17 protein-coding genes are annotated in these 19701 nt (G+C 47.4%); 13 read left to right on the top strand and 4 right to left on the bottom strand.

Features of this window, described 5'->3' with window-relative positions:
* The first annotated feature begins 243 nt into the window (after positions 1-243).
* Genes AYJ59_RS10955 through AYJ59_RS10945 form a run of 3 tightly spaced genes read left to right on the top strand, consistent with a single transcriptional unit; the run spans position 244 to position 6131 of the window.
* A complete protein-coding gene (locus AYJ59_RS10955) occupies positions 244-1635 on the top strand; it encodes a TolC family protein (RefSeq protein WP_127120111.1) in 1392 nt (463 codons plus the stop codon).
* 54 nt (positions 1636-1689) lie between these two features.
* Complete coding sequence (locus tag AYJ59_RS10950) at positions 1690-2811, top strand: efflux RND transporter periplasmic adaptor subunit (protein WP_127120110.1); 1122 nt, start codon at positions 1690-1692, stop codon at positions 2809-2811.
* A complete protein-coding gene (locus AYJ59_RS10945; RefSeq protein WP_127120109.1) occupies positions 2811-6131 on the top strand; it encodes an efflux RND transporter permease subunit in 3321 nt (1106 codons plus the stop codon). The genes AYJ59_RS10950 and AYJ59_RS10945 overlap by 1 nt, the downstream gene beginning before the upstream one ends.
* Positions 6132-6226: 95 nt before the next feature.
* Here AYJ59_RS10945 and AYJ59_RS10940 read toward each other — a convergent pair whose 3' ends face one another.
* Both AYJ59_RS10940 and AYJ59_RS10935 read right to left on the bottom strand, forming a co-directional pair.
* On the bottom strand, positions 6227-7294 hold the full coding sequence (locus AYJ59_RS10940) for a CobW family GTP-binding protein (protein WP_127120108.1): 1068 nt from the start codon (positions 7292-7294) through the stop codon (positions 6227-6229).
* An 8-nt stretch (positions 7295-7302) separates the two neighbouring features.
* Complete coding sequence (locus tag AYJ59_RS10935; RefSeq protein WP_127120107.1) at positions 7303-8352, bottom strand: GGDEF domain-containing protein; 1050 nt, start codon at positions 8350-8352, stop codon at positions 7303-7305.
* A gap of 243 nt (positions 8353-8595) precedes the next feature.
* Here AYJ59_RS10935 and AYJ59_RS10930 point away from each other — a divergent pair, with 243 nt between their 5' ends.
* Positions 8596-9153 carry a hypothetical protein gene (locus tag AYJ59_RS10930; protein WP_029939741.1) on the top strand — a complete coding sequence of 186 codons (558 nt, stop codon included), beginning with the start codon at positions 8596-8598 and terminating at the stop codon, positions 9151-9153.
* Positions 9154-9232: 79 nt separating this feature from the next.
* Here the strand turns inward: AYJ59_RS10930 and AYJ59_RS10925 are convergent, their stop codons facing one another.
* Positions 9233-9430, bottom strand: coding sequence for a YgaP family membrane protein (locus tag AYJ59_RS10925; protein ID WP_029939742.1), 198 nt, complete (start codon positions 9428-9430; stop codon positions 9233-9235).
* A gap of 111 nt (positions 9431-9541) precedes the next feature.
* Between AYJ59_RS10925 and AYJ59_RS10920 the strand changes: the two genes are divergently transcribed.
* The 3 genes from AYJ59_RS10920 (at position 9542) to rpsI (ending at position 11002) form a co-directional block, all read left to right on the top strand.
* Entirely contained in the window at positions 9542-9937 is a 396-nt protein-coding gene (locus AYJ59_RS10920) for a winged helix-turn-helix domain-containing protein (protein WP_127120106.1), read from the top strand.
* A gap of 230 nt (positions 9938-10167) precedes the next feature.
* Entirely contained in the window at positions 10168-10596 is a 429-nt protein-coding gene (gene rplM, locus AYJ59_RS10915; RefSeq protein WP_029939744.1) for a 50S ribosomal protein L13, read from the top strand.
* 13 nt (positions 10597-10609) lie between these two features.
* Positions 10610-11002 (top strand): 30S ribosomal protein S9, encoded by a 393-nt coding sequence (rpsI, locus tag AYJ59_RS10910; protein ID WP_029939745.1) that lies wholly within the window; start codon positions 10610-10612, stop codon positions 11000-11002.
* 266 nt (positions 11003-11268) lie between these two features.
* On the opposite strand, the gene nrdA is transcribed toward rpsI, so the two are convergent.
* Entirely contained in the window at positions 11269-13551 is a 2283-nt protein-coding gene (gene nrdA, locus AYJ59_RS10905; protein WP_127120105.1) for a class 1a ribonucleoside-diphosphate reductase subunit alpha, read from the bottom strand.
* 627 nt (positions 13552-14178) lie between these two features.
* Between nrdA and AYJ59_RS10900 the strand changes: the two genes are divergently transcribed.
* The 6 genes from AYJ59_RS10900 to AYJ59_RS10875 all read left to right on the top strand — a co-directional run bounded on the left by AYJ59_RS10900 (position 14179) and on the right by AYJ59_RS10875 (position 19686).
* Entirely contained in the window at positions 14179-15249 is a 1071-nt protein-coding gene (locus AYJ59_RS10900; protein ID WP_127120104.1) for a porin, read from the top strand.
* 185 nt (positions 15250-15434) lie between these two features.
* Positions 15435-15911, top strand: coding sequence for a hypothetical protein (locus AYJ59_RS10895; RefSeq protein ID WP_237260329.1), 477 nt, complete (start codon positions 15435-15437; stop codon positions 15909-15911).
* A 192-nt stretch (positions 15912-16103) separates the two neighbouring features.
* Entirely contained in the window at positions 16104-16838 is a 735-nt protein-coding gene (locus tag AYJ59_RS10890) for a TorF family putative porin (protein WP_127120102.1), read from the top strand.
* A 166-nt stretch (positions 16839-17004) separates the two neighbouring features.
* Complete coding sequence (locus AYJ59_RS10885) at positions 17005-17991, top strand: hypothetical protein (RefSeq protein ID WP_127120101.1); 987 nt, start codon at positions 17005-17007, stop codon at positions 17989-17991.
* Positions 17988-18923 (top strand): prepilin-type N-terminal cleavage/methylation domain-containing protein, encoded by a 936-nt coding sequence (locus tag AYJ59_RS10880; protein WP_164730769.1) that lies wholly within the window; start codon positions 17988-17990, stop codon positions 18921-18923. The genes AYJ59_RS10885 and AYJ59_RS10880 overlap by 4 nt, the downstream gene beginning before the upstream one ends.
* Positions 18910-19686: a type II secretion system protein gene (locus tag AYJ59_RS10875; protein ID WP_164730768.1), complete on the top strand. Its 777-nt coding sequence runs from the start codon at positions 18910-18912 to the stop codon at positions 19684-19686. The genes AYJ59_RS10880 and AYJ59_RS10875 overlap by 14 nt, the downstream gene beginning before the upstream one ends.
* Positions 19687-19701 lie beyond the last annotated feature (15 nt).

The raw sequence follows: 19701 nt of genomic DNA, 5'->3' as shown, positions 1-19701 counted from the left end.
TTTTGCTGAATACTGGCATATAAGAAAATTCTTATATATAATTCAATTTCTTTAATATAAGTAATTACTAATATTCTAATGCGTTTGAGTTATCGCGTTGGGAGCGGTAATGTTGTTTTCAGTGACGAAAACGGCTTGCCGGACGGATAGGTGCTTGATTCCGAAGCTTTTAAAAGCTTGTTGAGTCCTGTTGATGTTAGCGGTAATAAAGACCGAATTTTAAGTCTGTTGGGAACTAATTTTATGAAGCCAAATGTATTAAGGGTATTCAAACCCGTCTCTTTACCTTTAATCTCCATTTTGATTTCAGGCCTGGCGACTTCCGCGGCGGCGGCACAGTTGGATTTCAAGTCCTGCGTGGAAACCGCTTTGGGCCAAAACCCGGAAATGGAAGTCAGTCAGTATCGTCTGCAACAAGCCAAATACGCTTTGGCGGAAGCCGATGCTAACCGGATGCCGCAAATCACCGCCTCCATGACGGGCACCAACTCGAATAACGCTCTGAATGTGTTTGGTATGAAATTAAACCAGCGGGATGCGAGTTTCCGTGATTTTGGTTTTGCCGATATGAATAAAGGGGTAGATTATGTTCCTGGCGATTTGAATGAACCGGGGAGTTATACGGACTTCAATACCCGTCTGGAAGTGATGATTCCAGTCTGGAATGGCGGCAAGGTTTCGAGTTATCAAAACCAAGCCAAGGCGATGATTAAAGCAGCACAGCACGGCGACAAGGCCGTGCAACAGCACTTGACCTACAATGTCTATCAAGCCTATGAAGGCGTGCACACCGCGCGCGCTTTCGTCTCCGTCGCAGAACAAGCCGTTAAAGCTTCGGAATCCTATGTTCGAACCACGAAAAATCTGGTGGAACAGGGGGTTGTGGTTCGCTCCGAGTTGTTGAGTGCCAATGTACACTTGTCGGAAGCCAAAACCGCTTTGGAACAAGCGCAAACACAAGAACAGATTGCTCTGGATAACCTAAGAACCCTGATGGCGTTGGATCAAAATGCACCATTGGATGTCGGGCCGCGTATCGATATTTCATTGCCGTCCGATTCTCTGCCGGAGTTGACCAATATGGCGACCAGCACCAACCCGAGATTGGAAGCTACCCGAGAAGAGTCTTTATCTAAGCGGGCTGCCATCGATGCCAGCAAAGCCGATCAGTATCCCAATTTTAATATTATGGTTCGTGGCGATACTTATGATGAAAACCTTGGTTTTGACAGCCAATCCTATACGGTCGCGGGGGTGGTTTCCTGGAAAATCACCGATTTTGGGGTGACGGCCAATAAAGTGGACCGCGCACGTGCTTTAGCCAGTGAGAAACAGGCGGCACTTCGCTCTCAGGAAAACCAAACCCGTCTGGCGGTGTTGAAAGCCTGGCGGACGTTGCAAGTGGCGGAAAAACAAGTCACATCGAATCAATTGGCGGTCAAGCAAGCCGAAGAAGCTCAGCGTTTGATTATGAAACGTTATAAAGGTGGTATTGCCACCATGACCGAGGTTCTGGCAAGCCAAGCACAGCTCGATAAGGCACGAGCGAATTTGGTCAATGCCGTTTTCGAGAAAAATATACAAAAAGCCACGTTGCGCCTTGAAACCGGCACCATGAGTGTCGAGCAACTGTAACCTTAACCATAGAATCGAATTTCAAAATTTTAAAGTTTTTTAAAGGGTAGACGAATGAAAACCATTGCAAAATTGATACTGTCAAGCAGCCTGGTTGCGGCTATTGGCCTTTCCGGTTGCGGCAAAGAGGCAACAGAGACCGATAACACCGATAAAGCCGTTCAAACCATCAAAGCACCGGTGGAAACCGTGAGTTTGGGCACCATTCCGCTGAAAGCGGTTGTGCCGGGTGCTGTGGTGCCAGATCAAAAGGCGCAAATTGCCTCGCGTCTGATGGGATACATTAAAAACCTGGATGTGAAAGTCGGCCAACAAGTGAAGAAAGGTGAATTGCTTTTCTCCATCGACTCCAGTGATGTCAATAGCCAGATTTTGCAGGCGAAGTCGGCTTACCAGCAAGCGGAAGCGGCTCTAAAAGATGCCAAGCTGGACTATGACCGATTTTCCAAACTCTATAAAGAAGATTCGGTGTCCAAACAGCAGTTCGACAAGATTAATTTGCAATATAAAGTGGCACAAGAGAATTTAGTGTCGGCTAAAACGGCCTTGAATCAAGCGAAATCACAGTTGAATTACGCTAATGTAAAAGCACCGTTTGATGGTGTGGTGGTTGATAAAATGGCTGTGGCCGGTGATTTGGCGGCACCGGGTAATCCTGTTTTGGTGTTGGAGAACTTGAAGTCGCTGAGTGTCAGAACCCAGGTAGCGGAAGATTTGTTTGCAGTGCTTCGCCCGGGGGATGAGGCGGAAGTGATTATCGATGGTCAGTCGAAACCCTTAACCGGCACTATTTATACGCTGGTCAGCGCCGCCGATCCGAAAACACGTACCCATACGGTTAAGCTCAGTCTTCCGTCTTTGGTGAACGTCAACAGCGGAACTTTCGCTCGTGTCGGCTTTAAACGCGGTGAGCGTCAAACCATGATGGTGCCGAAATCAGCTGTTTTGAATCGTTCCGGTGTAGAAGGCGTTTTCGTTTTGGAGGATGGTAAAGCCAATTTCCATATGGTGCGCTTGGGAGAAGAAATTGGCGATAAAGTCGAAATTAAGGCCGGTTTGAACTTGGGCGACACCATCGTGGTGGACAATAATATCAGTCTGTTGAATGGCGATAACATCGAAGTGCTTGATGTGGATACCGTGTTGGAACCTGCGGAAAAGGAAGGGGCTGAATAATGTCGACGGCCGAACAGAAATCATCAACGGATTTAAACATCGCGGGGAAGCTCGCCAAGATTTTCATCCACTCCAAAATCACCATGATGATTATGATCGCGGTGACCTTGGCGGGTGTTCTGGCCTATTTGGTGACGCCGCGTGAATACAACCCACAAATCGTTGTGCCGGCCGCGAATATCATTGTTCCGAAAGGCGGGGCAACGCCCAGCGAAGTGCAAAACATGGTGGTCAAACCGTTGGAAACCATTATGGGAGCCTTACCGGGCGTGAAGCATACTTTCGGGTATGCCTCCAATGATTTCGGTATTGTCACGGTGCAGTTTGATGTGGGGGAAAACCAAGTCGATAGTCTGGTCAAGCTGTATAACCAGCTGATGCAGAATATGGACAAGATGCCGCCAGACACTCAGCAACCGCTCATTAAGCCGATTAACGTGGACGATGTCCCGATTATGACGTTGGCGGTGACCTCGGATGAATTGTCCGGCTACGACTTGCGAGATGTGTCGTTAAAACTGGTGGAAAACCTACGGAACATTCCCGGGGTTTCTTTCACCGAAGTGGTGGGTGGAAAGCGCCGTGCCGTCAATGTGTGGTTGGACGCGCAGAAAATCGCTTTGACCGGTATGTCTCTCGGGCAAATCAGTGACATGTTGAAAGGCAGTAATGTTTCTTTGCCGGTTGGCGCTTTGGTCAGCAACAACAAGCAGGAACCAATTCGGGTCAACGGCTTTTTGGGCAATGCCGAGGAAGTGGGTGAAATCATTATCGGAACCGAGAATGGTCGCCCGATTTACCTGAAAGACATTGCGCGGATTGAAGACGGGCCGATGGAAACCGACACGGATACCCGAATTGGTTATGGTCCGTCCAGCACGAAGAGTTCGCGTAGCGAATTGCCCGCCGTCACCATTTCATTGGCCAAAAAGCCGGGTACGAATGCGGTCACGGTGGCGGATGCCGTTCTGGAAAAATTGGACGAATTGAAACTGAGCGTTTTGCCGTCCAATGTGGATATTACCGTGACCCGTAACGATGGCGAAAAAGCCAATGCGGCGGTGAATTTGTTGATGGAACATTTGGCCATCGCGGTGGCCTCGGTCATTGTGGTATTGATCCTGTTCCTCGGGTGGCGTGAAGCCGGTATCGTTACCTTGACGGTGCCGCTGATTTTGTTTGTGGTGTTGTTTGTGGGGTATATTTCCGGGCAAACCATTAACCGTATCACGTTGTTTGCGTTGATTCTGTCATTGGGCTTGCTGGTGGATGCCGCCATTGTCGTCATCGAGAATATTCACCGGCACATTCATGAAGGCTTCGATCCGGAGAAATTCGATGAAGTGTTGATCAAGGCGACCAATGAAATCGGTAATCCGACCAATGTCGCGACCTTCGCGGTTATCTTGGCGTTTATTCCGATGCTATTCGTCACCGGCATGATGGGACCGTTTATGGCGCCGATTCCATTCAATGTACCTGTGGCGATGATTGCATCGTTGGTCATTGCTTATATTCTGGTACCGTATGCGTCCTATCGTTTCCTGGGGAAAAAAGCCATTCAGGAAATGCAAAATCGTATCAGTACTGAAACCCATCATGCCAATGAACCGGACTGGATGCAGCGTTTGTATGAAAAGTCTATCGTGCCGTTATTGGAAAGTCGCACCAAGCGAAACGTCTTTTTGTTTGCGGTGTTGATTTCCCTGTTTGCGGCCATGACGCAACCGGCGTTGCAGTTTTTGCGTGGTGACGGTATGAACAACCCGTTGCATGCCGCCGGGGTGGAGGTGAAAATGTTACCGTATGACAATACCAGTACCTTCCTAGTTCAGGTGGATATGCCGGAAGGCACTGCGCTGGAAGCGACGGATATCGTGGTGCGTCGAGTCAATGACATTATCGCCAATACGCCGTTTGTGACCGATTACAGTGTGTATCTGGGCGATCATGCGCCGATCGATTTCGCCGCTCTGGTGCGTGGGGACCTGATTAAAGAAGGTTCGAACTTTGCGCAGATTCGCGTCAACCTCGTCAATAAGCATGATCGGGATTTGTCGTCGCATGAAATCGTGCAGATGTTGAACGATAAATTGGCGTCGGTGCGTAAGGTCTTCCCGAATGCCAATATTAAATTATATGAAACCCCGCCTGGCCCACCGGTGACGGTGCAAATCATGGCGGAACTGTATGGGCCGGATTATGATAAATTGCGTGCTGCGGCGCGTGAAATCAATGCCAAGATGCACGACATTTACGGTCTGGTCAATATCGACGATACGGTGACGGCGAATACCGAAAGCTACCAAATCAATATCGACCGTACTCAAGCCAACCTGCTGGGCATTGTACCGGCGGAAGTGGCGAAGATGTTGCGTGATTACATCAACGGTTATGAACTGGGCTATATGCACTTGGATAATGTCCGTGAACCGGTCAATATCATTGTGCGTTTGCCGCGTTCTGAGCGAACCGTTCCGGAGCAATTGCTGTCGTTGAATGTGCAATCCCGCTCTGGAACTTCCGTACCGATTTCGGCCTTCGCTTCGATTAAGGAAGTGGTTCAAGCCAAACCGATTATGGGGCGTGACCAGCATCAAATGGTAATGGTCGGGGGCGAATTGCTTCGTTCCAGCCCGGTGTATGCGGTGTTGTCGATGGACAAAATGTTGGACGGTGTGAAACTGCCGGAATCCGGCGTGACTTTCCACACGGCGAACCTTGGATTTGTGGAAGCGCAACCGGATGATGTCATGAACTACTCACTGTTGTGGGGGGGTGAAATGCGCCTGACCCTGGATGTGTTCCGTGATATGGGGAGCGCGTTTATTGTGGCGCTGGTCTTCATCTACCTGATTTTGGTCGGTTACTATCGCTCCTTTATGATGCCGGTTATTGTCATGGGTGCGATTCCATTGACCATGATCGGGGTTTTCCCAGGTCACTGGTTGACCGGGCAAGCCTTTACCGCCACCTCGATGATTGGTGTCATCGCTCTGGCCGGTATTGTGGTGCGGAATTCGCTGTTGTTGATTGACTTTATCCTGGAATACCGTGCCGAAGGTAAGACGCTGAAAGACTCGGTGATTGAAGCCGGTAAGGTGCGTTTCCGTCCGATTCTGTTGACGGCTCTGGCCATTATGTTCGGTTCGATGATCATGATTACCGATCCGGTATTCGGTGGTCTCGCAGTTTCCTTGATTTTCGGAACCTTGTCGTCGACGGTCTTGACGTTGTTGGTCATTCCATTGCTGTACTTTATCTGGCAATGGCATTCCGGTGTGAAATACACCGAGGGTGGACAGACCAAACCGGCGTAAACGCAGAGAAGGTTCAATATAAAAACCGCCAGGCCTGGCGGTTTTTTTATGTCTGTGAAGAATTAAATTGAAAAGGTGGCGTTAGAAAGGTGATGTTAGGCCTCGGTTTTGATGCAGCCCTGTAAGGCTTTTTCAAAGGCCGGGAAGTCAAACGGTGAGGTGTCGAGCAGAAGTTCCAGACGGCTGTCTTTACGGTAGGCAATGAATTCACGCGTGGCTTGGCCGTTGACCCACTGAAACAACATTCTCGGTGTTGAGCCGACCCGGAAAATGCCTTTGGCGCGTTTCACCGAGCTCAGCGAATCTTGAAAACGGTTTTGCCCCAAGCTTTCCAATAACTGGAACAGCTTGGCCCAGTCAAAGGTGATGTCGTTATCGAAAACCCACCCAATGGCTTGAGTGTCCAATTGTGTTTGATAAACGCGTTCTAATAAGTTGGGCAGGGCTACGGGCGTGTAAGGCAGTGTGCTTTGGGTGTGCTCGGCATGGGGGTTGTGTGCCGTGTGTAAAGACGCAAACGGGCTGAAGGGTTGCGCAGTGGGCTGGTAGGTGTCGTGATGAAAGTGAGGGTGCCGGATTTCATTCAATGGCACTTGCGCCTGTTGGGTTATGTAAATGGCTTGTTTGGGCGGGTAAAGTTGCTCGCAATAAGCTTGGACTTGGCGGATACAGTCTTCCGATACGGCATCTTTTTTATTCAGTACGATCACGTCCGCCATATTGAAGAGGCTTTGTAAAATCGACAGGCGATCAAACTCTTCCAAGTCGGCTTGTTGTAAATCGAACACGGAAAACAGGGTTTGGACATCGAAACGTCCGGCGAGTTGGCCGGAGGTGAATAAGTCCACCAAACTGTCCGGCTCGCCGAGTCCGGTTGGTTCGATGAGCAGGCGGTCGGGTTGTTGCTCGTCCAACAATTGCAGGGCGGTGGTTTCGAGTTCGGACTTGGCGGTGCAGCAAATGCAGCCGCCGGGAATTTGGGTAACGCTGGTTTGGGAGGCGCTTTCCAGAATCGGACCGTCAATGCCGACGGCGCCGAATTCATTGACCAGCAACATCCAGTGTTCGTTATCCGGTTTTTGCTGCAACAAATGTTTCAGTAATGTGGTTTTTCCGGCGCCGAGCTGGCCGGAAATGATATTCAACGCACAGCGTTTACGCATGACAGTCTTTATAAATCGGCTTCGCCGCACACTTTATTGCGACCGGTGGTCTTGGCTATGTAAAGACTTTTATCGGCACGGTCGAAAAGCGATTCAATGGTTTCGTTCAGTTGGTACATGGCGACGCCGACGGAAAGCGTGAGGTTGATCGGCTTTTTGTCGCCCCGTACTTGTAACGGTCTGGAAGCGATTTTCTGACGAATGGTATTGGCGACTTTTAGGGCCGAATCGTAACTGGTATGTGGCAGGATGGCCACAAACTCTTCACCGCCGATGCGGGCGATGAAGTCTTTGCCTTTGGTTTCGTTATGCAGGCTTTTCGCCAGATAACGCAAAATGCTGTCGCCGACCAGGTGGCCATAATTATCGTTAATCTGTTTGAAGAAATCGAGATCCAGTACCAGTAACGCAAAGCTGTTTTGTGTGTCGTTGGCCTCTTGCATGACGCCTTCTATGATTTCGTTGAAACCGCGACGGTTCGGAATGTTCGTCAAATCGTCGGTTTTGGCGATGGCGGTGGCTTTGTCGAGTTCTTTTTTCAATCGTTTGATTTCATCGCTGGTTTCGGCAATTTGCGTTTGCAGAGCATTGGTTTCGCTTTGATAATGTTTGATGGTGGGCAGAACCTGTGTTTTCAAGCGACTGACGATTTCATCGGGGTTTTTGAGCCCGTCAATGGCCTGCATGTGGCTGTCCAGTTCGTCATGCTTGCTTTTGGCTTCGTTTACCCAGCTTTCGATGTACAGAATGAGTTCATTGATGATGGTGGAGAACTCTTCCGAGTGCATGCTGTGGCTAATGACTTCCGACCAGAGGGTGTTGAAAATAACACGGGCGGAACTTTCGTCGTAAGCGTTAAACTGTAAAGCATGTTCGATTTGTTCGGCAATGTCCGGGTTGATTTTGGTCAACAATTCATAGAACAGTGTGAAGTGAATCGGGTTGGCGTTGATGTCCAGGTCTTTTAGCTTATCGAGCACCCGCAGGGAAACTTCCTGAGCGTCTGGGTTCGGGAGGGTGTATCGGCAGTCGTTTTGCAGTATCTTAGAGGGTTCCATGAAAAAAGTGCATTCGTTATTTTTCTAATATTATAAACCCTTTATGAAAGCGTCTCCAATTTAAAGGCGGAGTTTTTTTAGGGAAAATCGGCGGAGGGGCCAATGAAGGTGAAGATTGCTTATCGGCGATTTGGTCTGGGATGAAGCGGGTTTCATTTTTTTGTCATCTTTCATTCACATGGCTGTTATGTAGCGCTTTTAGAATGAGCGGGTAATTTTTATAAACTTTAAGAGAGTTAAACCATGAAAAAACTATTTATCGCGATGATGGCGGCCGGTTTCCTATCGGCCTGTTCGACAGCCCCTGAGAAGAAAGCCGATACCACGACAGAAGCCTCACAAGCCGTAAACGATGATTTGTACATCGTGATGGATGAGCGTATGAACGTTTTCTATGACGGCGATCTTTACAAAAAGTATATGGAACATGGTGAAACACCTTATCGTCGTACCTTCATCGGTGCGGGTCCGAACGGTGAAACGGTTGTGTATGGTTTGACCAAAGACGACAAAAAGAAAACCACCAACCCGGCGGAAGAAATGATGTCTGGCAAAATGGCGCCGGCAGAAGATTTTTATGCTGAAGTGGTTGAAAAAGAACATAACCGTATTTATGTTTTCACTTCTTGGGCGACGTTTGACGAGTTTGTGAAGCTGCACGTGGATAACTTCCGTTATTCTGACATCGGTGCAGGTCCAAACGGTGAAACGGTTGTGTACGTATTGACTAAGAAAACCAGTAAGCAAAAGCCGGTGGAAGCCATGAAGAAATTCAACACTTTCCACGGCATCCAAAAATAAACGATTTCCGGTTAATCGTTTAAACGTAAAAAGCCCGGCAATGCCGGGCTTTTTTTATGCTGTCAGACAGCCGTTGTTGTTAGCGTTTGACCGTATCATGCAATGGGCAGGTTTGAATGCCCAGCAAGGTGTAGATCGGGCACCAACGGATGATGCCGGTGGCCAGCGGAATGATGCCGATATAAGCCCAAAGCCCTAAAACGTCGGTGGCCGCCAAAACAATCAGTACTGCGCCGATAATGATTCGAAGCCATCTGTCCAGTGTTCCAATGTTCATTTATCTTCTCCCATAGTCTGTTAAGTATGTAAAATACAGGTCTTGTATTGTTTGAATCCGACTTTACCGTTCAATTGTTAACGCTCTCTGAGCAAAAATCAATAGGCTTTTATGACTGACGAGACAAAAACGGCGAAAAGCAAATTGAAAACCAAATTGCCGGGCGATGCTTACGCCGAAAACATCCGCGCGCGTTTTTGGCTGATGGGCAAGGACGAAGCCTATGTCGGCATCGGGCGCATTACGTTGCTGGAAAAAATCGACAAGCTCGGTTCCATCAATCAGGCGGCCAAGGAAATGAGCATGTCCTACAAAAAGGCCTGGAAATTGATCGATGAACTGAATCAGATGTTCGACGAGCCTTTGGTGCTGAAAGAGCACGGCGGCAAAGCCGGTGGTGGCACCCAGTTAACCGATAAGGGGCACTTAGTGGTGAAGGAGTTTCGCCGTGTTGAACAGAAGCTAAAAGCCTTTTTGCAGGAAGCATCCGACAATTTAGGGTTTTAACGACGTTTTCGGGCGCTTTTGGCGCTGTCTTTCTCGGTTCCGTTTTTCGCCAGGCCTGGTAAAAAATGAATATTGTATTTTATTCCGGTAAACGCTTGACTTTAGAGAGAAAGTCTCTAAAATCCCACTCTTTAATCCTTACCCCTTCTTATTGCCCGTTAAACAGTAAGTGATTATTCGGTTCGCCGGATAGTTGGAATGGATTAGCTATTTATTTTTAGGACAAAGTTATGAAAACATTTGTTGCAAAGCCAGCTGAAGTAAAACGTGACTGGTACATCGTTGACGCTGACGGTAAAACTTTAGGTCGTATGGCGGCTGAAATCGCAGCCCGTTTGCGCGGTAAGCATAAGCCAGAATACACGCCGCACGTTGATTGTGGTGACTACATCGTGGTTATCAATGCGGATAAAGTGGCCGTTACCGGTAATAAGCGTACTGACAAAATGTATCACCACGTAACAGGGTATGTTGGTAATTTGAAATCAACAAACTTTGAAACTCTGGTTGGTAACAAGCCGACTCGTCCGGTTGAGTTTGCCGTTAAAGGAATGTTGCCTCGTGGTCCTCTAGGCCGTGCAATGTTGAAAAAACTGAAAGTGTATGCCGGTGCCGAGCACCCACATACTGCACAACAACCTAAAGAACTAGACTTGTAAGAGGGAATTGAGAATGGCAACAGAACAATATTACGGAACAGGTCGTCGTAAAAACTCAGTGGCTCGCGTTTTCTTGAAAGCGGGATCTGGCAAAATGACTGTCAACGGTCGTGACGTGAAAGAATATTTCGCGCGTGAAACCGATTTGATGGTGATTAACCAGCCACTGGAAGCGACTGAAAATGTTGAAAAGTTTGATGTCACTGTCACGGTAAAAGGTGGTGGAACAACCGGTCAGGCCGGTGCGGTTCGTCACGGTATCTCTCGTGCATTGTTGGCATTCAACGATGAAAACCGTTCTGCTCTGCGTCAGCGTGGTCTATTGACTCGTGATGCGCGTCAGGTTGAACGTAAAAAAGTGGGGCTTCGCAAAGCACGTCGTCGTCCACAGTTCTCGAAACGTTAATTCGCTTTACCGTTTTACGGAACACGAAAAACCGCCAGGCCTGGCGGTTTTTTTATGTCTGAAAGAAATGTGGGCTGTGTGAATATGGGGCCTGTATGTTTTATGGCTAACAGGGTTTTATAAGGGCTGACGGATTGTTGAGAGGGATGGGTTGGATGTGATTAACGCTTGTAATGCGTTAATGAGATATGAATTGTGTTTCACCCGAAATAAAAAAGGCGTTCCTAAGAACGCCTTTTTTATTGGGTTGTGTTTTATGCTGTGGTTTAAAGCTTACAGGCACCACCGGCACAACCATCGTCTTCATGAGCGTCGTCGGCTCCATCACGCGTGTTGTGATAATACAGAGTTTTTAAGCCCATTTTGTAAGCGTATAACAGATCTTGCAAAATCAGTTTGATCGGAACGCGCCCTTCGTCAAACGTCGCCGGGTCGTAGTTGGTGTTGGCGGAAATCGCCTGGTCGACAAATTTCTGCATAATCCCCACCAGCTGCAAGTAGCCTTTATTGTTCGGAATTTGCCAGAGCAATTCATAATCGTCCTTGTGCTCTTTAAAGCCGGGAACGACTTGTTTCAAAATGCCGTCCTTAGACGCTTTAACCGAAACGTAGCCACGTGGCGGCTCAATGCCGTTGGTGGAGTTGGTGATTTGCGAAGAGGTTTCGCAAGGCATCAATGCTGTCATGGTGGAGTTGCGCAGGCCGTGCTGTTGGATTTCCTCGCGTAGAGTCTCCCAATCCAAATGCAATGGCTCGTCGCAGACTTCGTTTAAGTCGGCTTTGTAGGTGTCAATCGGCAGGATGCCTTGCGCGTATTTTGTGTCTTCAAACCATTCGCATTTGCCCATTTCCTTCGCCAGATTCAAAGAGGCAGACAGCAGGTGATACTGAATGGCTTCGAAAGTGCGGTGCACCAAGCCATTGCCGGAACCGTCGGAATATTTCGCATGGTTTTTGGCCAGGTAATAGGCCAAGTTGGTCACGCCAATCCCTAAGGTGCGGCGACCCATGCTGGCGCGACGTGCGGCCTCGACGGGATAGTCCTGATAATCCAGAAGGCTGTCCAATGCGCGGACGATCAAGTCTGACAATTCAGCCAACTCGTCCAGGTTTTCCAAGGCGCCCAGATTAAATGCGGAAAGTGTACACAGTGCAATTTCACCGTTAGGGTCGTCGACTGAATCCAGTGAGTGAGTCGGAAGCGTGATTTCCAAACATAAGTTGGATTGATGAATCGGTGCCTTTTTCGGATCAAACGAGCTGTGCGTATTCGAGTGGTCGACGTTTTGAATGTAAATACGACCGGTTTGAGCACGTTCTTGCGCCACTTGCGTGAAAAGGTCCAGTGCTTTGACGGTTTTCTTGCGGATGCTGTCATCCGCTTCGTAAATGCTGTAAAGGCGTTCGAATTCATCCTGGTCGTCGAAGAAGGCTTCATAAAGTCCGGGCACGTCCGATGGGCTGAATAATGTGATGTTGCCGCCTTCAATCATGCGTTGATACATCAGTTTATTGACTTGCACGCCATAGTCCAGGTGGCGGGCGCGGTTTTCTTCTACGCCTCGGTTGTTTTTCAAAACCACTAGGGATTCGACTTCCAAGTGCCAGATCGGGTAGAACAGTGTGGCGGCTCCGCCGCGAACGCCACCTTGTGAGCAGGATTTGACCGCGGTTTGGAAGTGCTTGATAAATGGAATCATCCCAGTGTGATAGGCTTCTCCGTGACGAATTTCACTGCCGAGGGCACGAATGCGACCGACGTTGATACCGATGCCAGCACGCTGCGAAACGTATTTCACAATGGATGACGAGGTGGCATTGATGGAATCCAGCGAGTCCCCGCATTCAATCAAGACGCAGGAACTGAATTGGCGCGTCGGAGTACGGACGCCGGACATAATTGGTGTCGGCAAGGAGAGTTTGAAGTTCGAAGCTGCATCGTAGAAGCGTTTAATATAATCCAGGCGTGTTTTACCTTCTTCCGCTTCATTTGGATAATGAGCGAATAGGCTCATTGGAATGAGCATGTAAATAAACTGTGGGCTTTCGTAAATTTTGCCGGTGACGCGGTTTTGAACCAGGTATTTGCCTTCCAGCTGCTTCACGGCGGCGTAACTGAAGTTCATGTCGCGTTCGTGCTTAATGTAGTTATCCAGTTCGTCGAATTCCGCTTTTGTATAGTCGTCCAATAGCTGAGTGTCATATAGGTGATTGCGAACCATTTTATTGACATGCTCAAACAGCGTTGGCGGTGTAAAGCGGTCAAACGCTTTTTTACGAAGGTGAAAAATTGCCAGGCGTGCTGCCAGGTGTTGGTAATCCGGTGCGGATTCGGAAATCAAATCGGCAGCGGATTTGATAATGGTTTCATGGATGTCGGCGGTTTTCATGCCGTCGTAAAATTGAATATGAGACCGGAGTTCCACTTCGGAGACGGAGACGTTTTCCAATCCTTCCGACGCCCAGGTGATGACGCGGTGGATTTTTTCTAAATCGATCGGCTCGGTTTTGCCGTTGCGTTTGGTGACATTCATGGTTTCTTTAGACATAGCTCGCAATCTTTTTAATGTTTTCAGTTGTTTAGATGAGTATCGTGTAATGGGACTTAAAAAGGGAAGAGTAACCTAGTGCTTATATTTTGAGTTTTACACTATATATAGTTAAACAATCTAAATCCTTAACAAAATATAGTGCAAACAATTTTGGAAATCAAGCGCAAAAAATGACCAATTTTGATAAAAAATCTGCTAGATGGTTTTGATAAAACTCGATAAAGGTTAGGGGTAAAAACTACGAACGAAGACTGGGAGCGGGTTGGCAAGGTATGACTGTTTTTTTAGAGATGTTTTTATGACATAAGAAAGTATTTTGAAATAAAAAATTGAGGATCGATATTCAAAAATTGTCGTGATCATTTGTATGAAAATCGGTTTGGAGCGATGGAGATATAAATAGGTCAGCGTATAAAAAATAAACACAACCCTACAAGTAAAGGGTTTGATGATAATGAGGGGTAAGTAAACTCACGAATATTGTTGTAAAAAAACAACACATGCAATTTTTGTTGTTTTTTTTTGAAAAAAGGTTGCAGGCCCCTTTGAAACTCAATATAGTTGCCAACAAGTTCACGTTACGTGGGCAAACTTCAAAACTAACTACATATAGGAAACTATTCAATGAAAAAGAATATTGTTGCTCTAGCAGTTGCTTCTGCTATCGCCGCTCCTGTCGCTATGGCTGACGCTCCTACCGTTTACGGTCAAATCAACATGGCTGCTGAACAGTATGACGTAAAAGACGTTAATGGCGATAAGAACAAGTCTGCATCCGGTGCGCAAGTTAACTCTCGTGCGTCACGTATCGGTGTGAAAGGTTCCAATGACCTTGGTAATGGTTTGAAAGCAGTCTATAAGGTTGAGTTCGAAGTTCAAATCGATGGTAAAGACACTCTTAAGAATCGTAACCAATATGTTGGTTTGGCCGGTGGTTTCGGTACGGTCTTGATGGGTCGTCACGATACGCCTTTGAAAATGATTCAGCCAAAAGATATGTTTAACGATGCTAAATTGTCTGATAACAAGCCAATGGCTGGTGGTCTTGGTTATAACGCTGCCGGTGGTGAAGTTCGTGCTTCTAACGTATTGGCGTATGTTTCTCCATCTTTCGGTGGTGTGAAATTGGTTGGTGCGGTTATTCCTAAGGAAACTGGTGGTGACTCAGATAAAGAATCTAGCTTTACTGACGCTATTTCCGTTGCAGCTATGTATGGCTCTAAGAAAAAAGGTTTGTACCTTGCAGCGGCTTACAACACGTTTGATAAAGCGTTTGGTGCGGGTAATAACTTGGACGGAAACACCACTGGTGGTTCTGGTGCTGTAGATGAGTTGCGTGTCACTGCTCAGTACACTATTGCTGGATTGATTGCTAACGTAATGTATCAAGATTTCTCTGGTAAAGGTCTTAAAAATACCACTGAGAAAGGTACAAACATCCAGGCAAACGTCGGTTATAAAATCGGTGACTTCATGCCTAAAGTTAAAGTGTCTCAAGTTGACCGTGACAAAGATGCTGCTGGTAACAAGTATAAAGACTCTACCAACTATGCATTGGGTCTAGATTACTCTCTAGGTAAGAAAACAAAAGTGTATGCTGAGTATGCTTACCTTGAGCACCAAGGTGTGAGCTTGGACTATGCTGATAAGAAAGAAGCAAACGCTTTCTCTATCGGTATGTTGCACAAGTTCTAATTTAATTGCTTGCCAATGCAAGCCGTTAAGTTAAAACTAAGCCCCGCTTATGCGGGGCTTTTTTGTTTTTGTGGGAAAGGAAATTTAGTTTGGGTTTCTTGCCTGTGGGTTGTGTTGGAAGGGGTGTGTTATGATATGTGACGATTAGATTACAAAAAAAATGACAAATGTTAACAAGGAGTGTTATGCGTCAATGTCAGCCTTGTACCGCCTGTTGTGATGGTTGGGTGCAAATAACAGTGAAAGGGTGTGAAGCCTATCCTGGTCATCCATGTCCCCACAGTACAGGGAAGGGTTGTGATGATTATAAAAATCGTCCAGAGGATCCATGTCGGAAGTTTGAATGTGCCTGGGTGAAGTCCGGGAGTTTTTTACCGGATGATTTCCGGCCTGATGAATGCGGCGCTTTGGTTTTGGATTCAGTCCTGTCTTGGCAAGGCTTTGATGTCGATTTGGCTGTTCCAGTGGGGCGGGAAATTCCGCCTGAAACTTTGCAGTGGCTGATGCGGCATGCCGAGCAAAGAATGCGCCCGTTGATTTACCAAATGCAGGATCCGGAAGTGTCCGTTTTGGAAAAAAATCCACTGACCTTGGCTTATGGTCCGCCAGCCTTTCAGGAGTGGGTTTTGGAGCAACAAAACAAGGGTTATAAGTTGTGGTAACTTGGTGCAAAAAAAATATTATGGTGCAAAATATTACAGAAATACGTTGTTTTTGTTAATTATTCCTCAAGTATTTTTATATGGTTTTGTTATGTTATTGTTTTGTAAGTATTTTTAAATTATTGGTATGCTCCTTTCTATATAGTGGTTGATTTTTATTAAGTCATTATCTGTAAAACTTGGAGTATCAAAATGAAAAAAACCTTTTCTGTTAAGTCACTTTTAGTTTCCATGGCCATCGCTTCTTCTGCGGCGTTGTCTGTTGCCCCTGCTACGACTCAAGCGGGTGTGACTGCTAATATGGGAGCGGTTTCGACTTATGTTTTCCGTGGTCTTAAGCAAACAGGTGCGGCCGCTCAAGGTGGTATCGATTATGAATCTGACTCAGGTTTTTATCTTGGTACTTGGGCGTCTAATGTTGACGAAGGTGACCAAGGTCAAAATGGTATGGAAATCGATGCCTACGGTGGATGGGGCGGAAGCTTCGGTGGCGTTGATTTGGGTGTCGGGTATGCTGGTTATTTCTATACCAATGCTTTTGACGATATGTATAACGAATTGAACCTGTCTGTTGGTTTTGGTGGTGTCACATTGGCATACAATCCAGGTATCTATGATGCTGAAAACTCAGACGGCGATTCGACTACCAATTACTACAATGTTAACGTGAGCGGTGATGTTGGACCTATCTCTCTTGAACTAGGTTATAACGACTGGGATCTTACCTATGATAAAGGGAACAATGGTATGAAGAATACCTACTTAAACGTTTCTTATTCTCGTGAATTGTTTAAAGGTATTGACGGGTCTATTACATACACTGGAAGCTATGCCAATGACGATGCAGACGGTGTATCTGATGGGCAAGGTTATGTTGTACAAAACTATTTCATCTTTGGTGTATCAACAACGTTTGATATCAAATAATCATTTATTCCTCCTTATAGTTAGTTAGTTTTAAGCGGGCCAAGGCCCGCTTTTTTTGTTTCTGGACATCGGTTTCATGTCTTAAAACGTTCCTGCGTAAAAATCTTTTACATTGCAAGCTTCGCGTGTTCTGTGTATTTTAAGTCCGATATAGGGAGGGGCTTGTTTGAAGCGTAATCAATCCGGTTTTGTTTTAGGCGTTATTATTGTGGTCATGGTGCTCGGAGCGACTGCGTTTTTCGGGCTTTATGCACAAAACTGGCTGTTTCAAAACCAAGATCAAACGCGATTGACGGCTCTACATCAATTGAACGATGTGAAGCAGCAGCTATTAAAGTATGCCCAGCTTCAGCCTGAATTGTATTTAAGCGATTTGAAAGCGAATACACGAACCTATAAAGAATCTGAAAAAATACCAGGCCTGGGGTATTTGCCGTGTCCGGATCTGGATGGAGATGGTTCTGTCTTGGAGGCGGAAACCTCTTGTGGTAATCCTCGCAATATTTCCGATGATACGACCGGTTTTGTGTATGGTTTTCTGCCCGTTGGCTTTACGACGCGAAATATCTTTTTCGGAGGGCTGGAGCCCAAACAGTTTTTCTATGTGGTGGATGAGCGTTTTGTAAATGGGAATAACGCTTACAATAACGGCTCGACTGGACGGTATGCGCCTCTTAACCCTGTGTTGAGTCCTTCCCAAGCGCCGGATGCGGGTACTCCGCTTCCGGATGGAACGCCGCCTTGGATTAATTTAAATGGCCGGGAAGGCTACGTCGCTTTGATTGTTTTTCCGAACGCCGTTCAGGTGTTTCCGGATGGCTATGCGCAAGATCGTACCCAAGCGGGCGATGCTCAAGCTCGAATCGGAGATTATTTAGATCGACGCTATGATGGCAATGGGGTGCGCGTGAACGGTAATGCCGATGGTGATCGCTTTTTCTTCTCTGAATCCAGTGAGAATATCGGCGTGAATGATTTGGTGGTGGGCATTACTCTGGAAGAATGGCAGGAGGCGATGATGGCGCGTTTGTGTGCTCAGCGGGATCGATTAGCTTCTGTGCCGGAAGAGTCGGCTTACTGGTTAAATGAGTATGATGCGGACAACAATCAAGCTGGTAGTGGTTGGCGTGCTTGGCTTGGAGACTGTCCGTGAGTCGGTTTTTGTTCGGGCAGAAGCATTCAAAAATTGCCGAGGCAGGTTTTACACTGGTAGAGTTGCTGCTGGCGTTGTTGTTGATTGGGTTGTTGGCGGGTAGCTATTTGAAATTTACCAGCGTAACCAGCTATGCCGAGCAAGCAAAGGAAACTCGGTTTCAGCTTCAAGAAATTCGAGATGGCTTGTTGACGTTCTTAAAGGTGAATCGTTATTTACCTTGTCCGGATATCGATGGTGATGGCCGAGAGGACCGTTCAACTTCGCGTGATGCCGGCATCACTTACTGTAAAGAAAGATCCGGTTTTTTGCCGTCGGTTCAGTTGGGTGTGGCCACGAAAGATGCTTGGGGTAATCCGTTTTATTATCGCGTGAATGCGCGTTCTGAAAATAAAGACGATATTAATGATGTGTGTGAAACCGCCAGTGTGTTTGGCCAGCAAGGGCCGCGTTCGCGCCCGGCCGAGTCGGGATTTTGCCCGGAAACGAAAATGTTTTATTGTGACTGCGAAGAGCCATGGCTTAGCAAGGATGAGAAGAATGGGGAGAGGAAGAGGGTTTGTCCAAGTGCATGTGATTTTGACCATGAACCGAGAACGATGGATATGCCTCCGTATTTTAGCCTGGATACGCCGCCCGTCGGCGTGGATAATGCCGACGGGCTAAAGAATATGGTGGTGCTGGATTCTCAGGGCGAGGAACTGGATAACGGCATAGTGGCGATGGTGGTGTCGTTTGGACGAAATGGTGAGCAGGCCTGGTCAAATTGCGATAACCAAACGATGACGAATGCCATGGAACTGGAGAATTGCGATGGCGATGCGGATTTTCGTTTGGATCGGGACAGCCCGCAAGATGATTTTTTAGGCTGGGTGAATGTGCTAGATGTCAAACGCGCGATGATTGAGGTAAATGGTTTTGAAACGCCTTAGTGTGAAGCGTCAAGCGGGGTTCTCGCTGGTGGAATTGGCGTTGGTCCTGATGATTGTGGGGTTGTTGACAGCCGGTACCTTGTCGGCTTTAAGTTCGCAGCGCGAGCAGGTGAAGTATGCGGACAGTGAGCAGGCATTGGTGCAAACCAAGCAAGCCCTGCTGTCGTTTCTGGTGGTGAACGGTTTTTTGCCTTGTCCGGACAGCACAGGCGACGGCCTTGAGAATCGAAGCAATCAAGCCTGCGATGCGGTTGCGGGTGACGTGCCTTATCGGGATATCGGTTTACGTTTGGCGGATGTGCGGGACGGCTTCGGAAATCGACTGCATTACGTAATCAATGCGGACGCGGCGTCGTTGGCTGCATTGCAGGATGTTGATCATTCGGCCAGTTTTTTCTGTAGTCTAGCTTGTGCCGGAGGAAGTGTGCCGGTGTTTGGCTTAAGTACACCACCAACAGCGTCTGATAGCGGCACGGGAAATTATGCGGTATGTGCCAGTGGTGGTCCAGCCTGTAATGGCGCTTCTCAAAAACAGATGGACGGCATGCCGGCTGTGCTGGTGGCATTTAACCAGCGAGGTCAGGAGGGATGCCAAGACCGACCGGTGCAAGAGCAAGAAAATTGCGATGGCGATGCCTTCTTCTGGCAGGGAGGTTATGCGCCGTTGACGGATCGAGATGGTTTGTTTGACGACGAGATTGTCGGTGTGTCGGCGTATGAAGCGAAATCACATTATTTAAAAAATCACCCCGGCGGGCTCTAGCACAGGCCTGGGGAA

Source organism: Thiomicrospira sp. S5 (genome assembly GCF_003991075.1).
GTDB classification, from domain to species: domain Bacteria; phylum Pseudomonadota; class Gammaproteobacteria; order Thiomicrospirales; family Thiomicrospiraceae; genus Hydrogenovibrio; species Hydrogenovibrio thermophilus.
The sequence above is the reverse complement of the archived record's forward strand: the minus strand, read 5'-3'. Positions and strand labels throughout refer to the sequence as shown.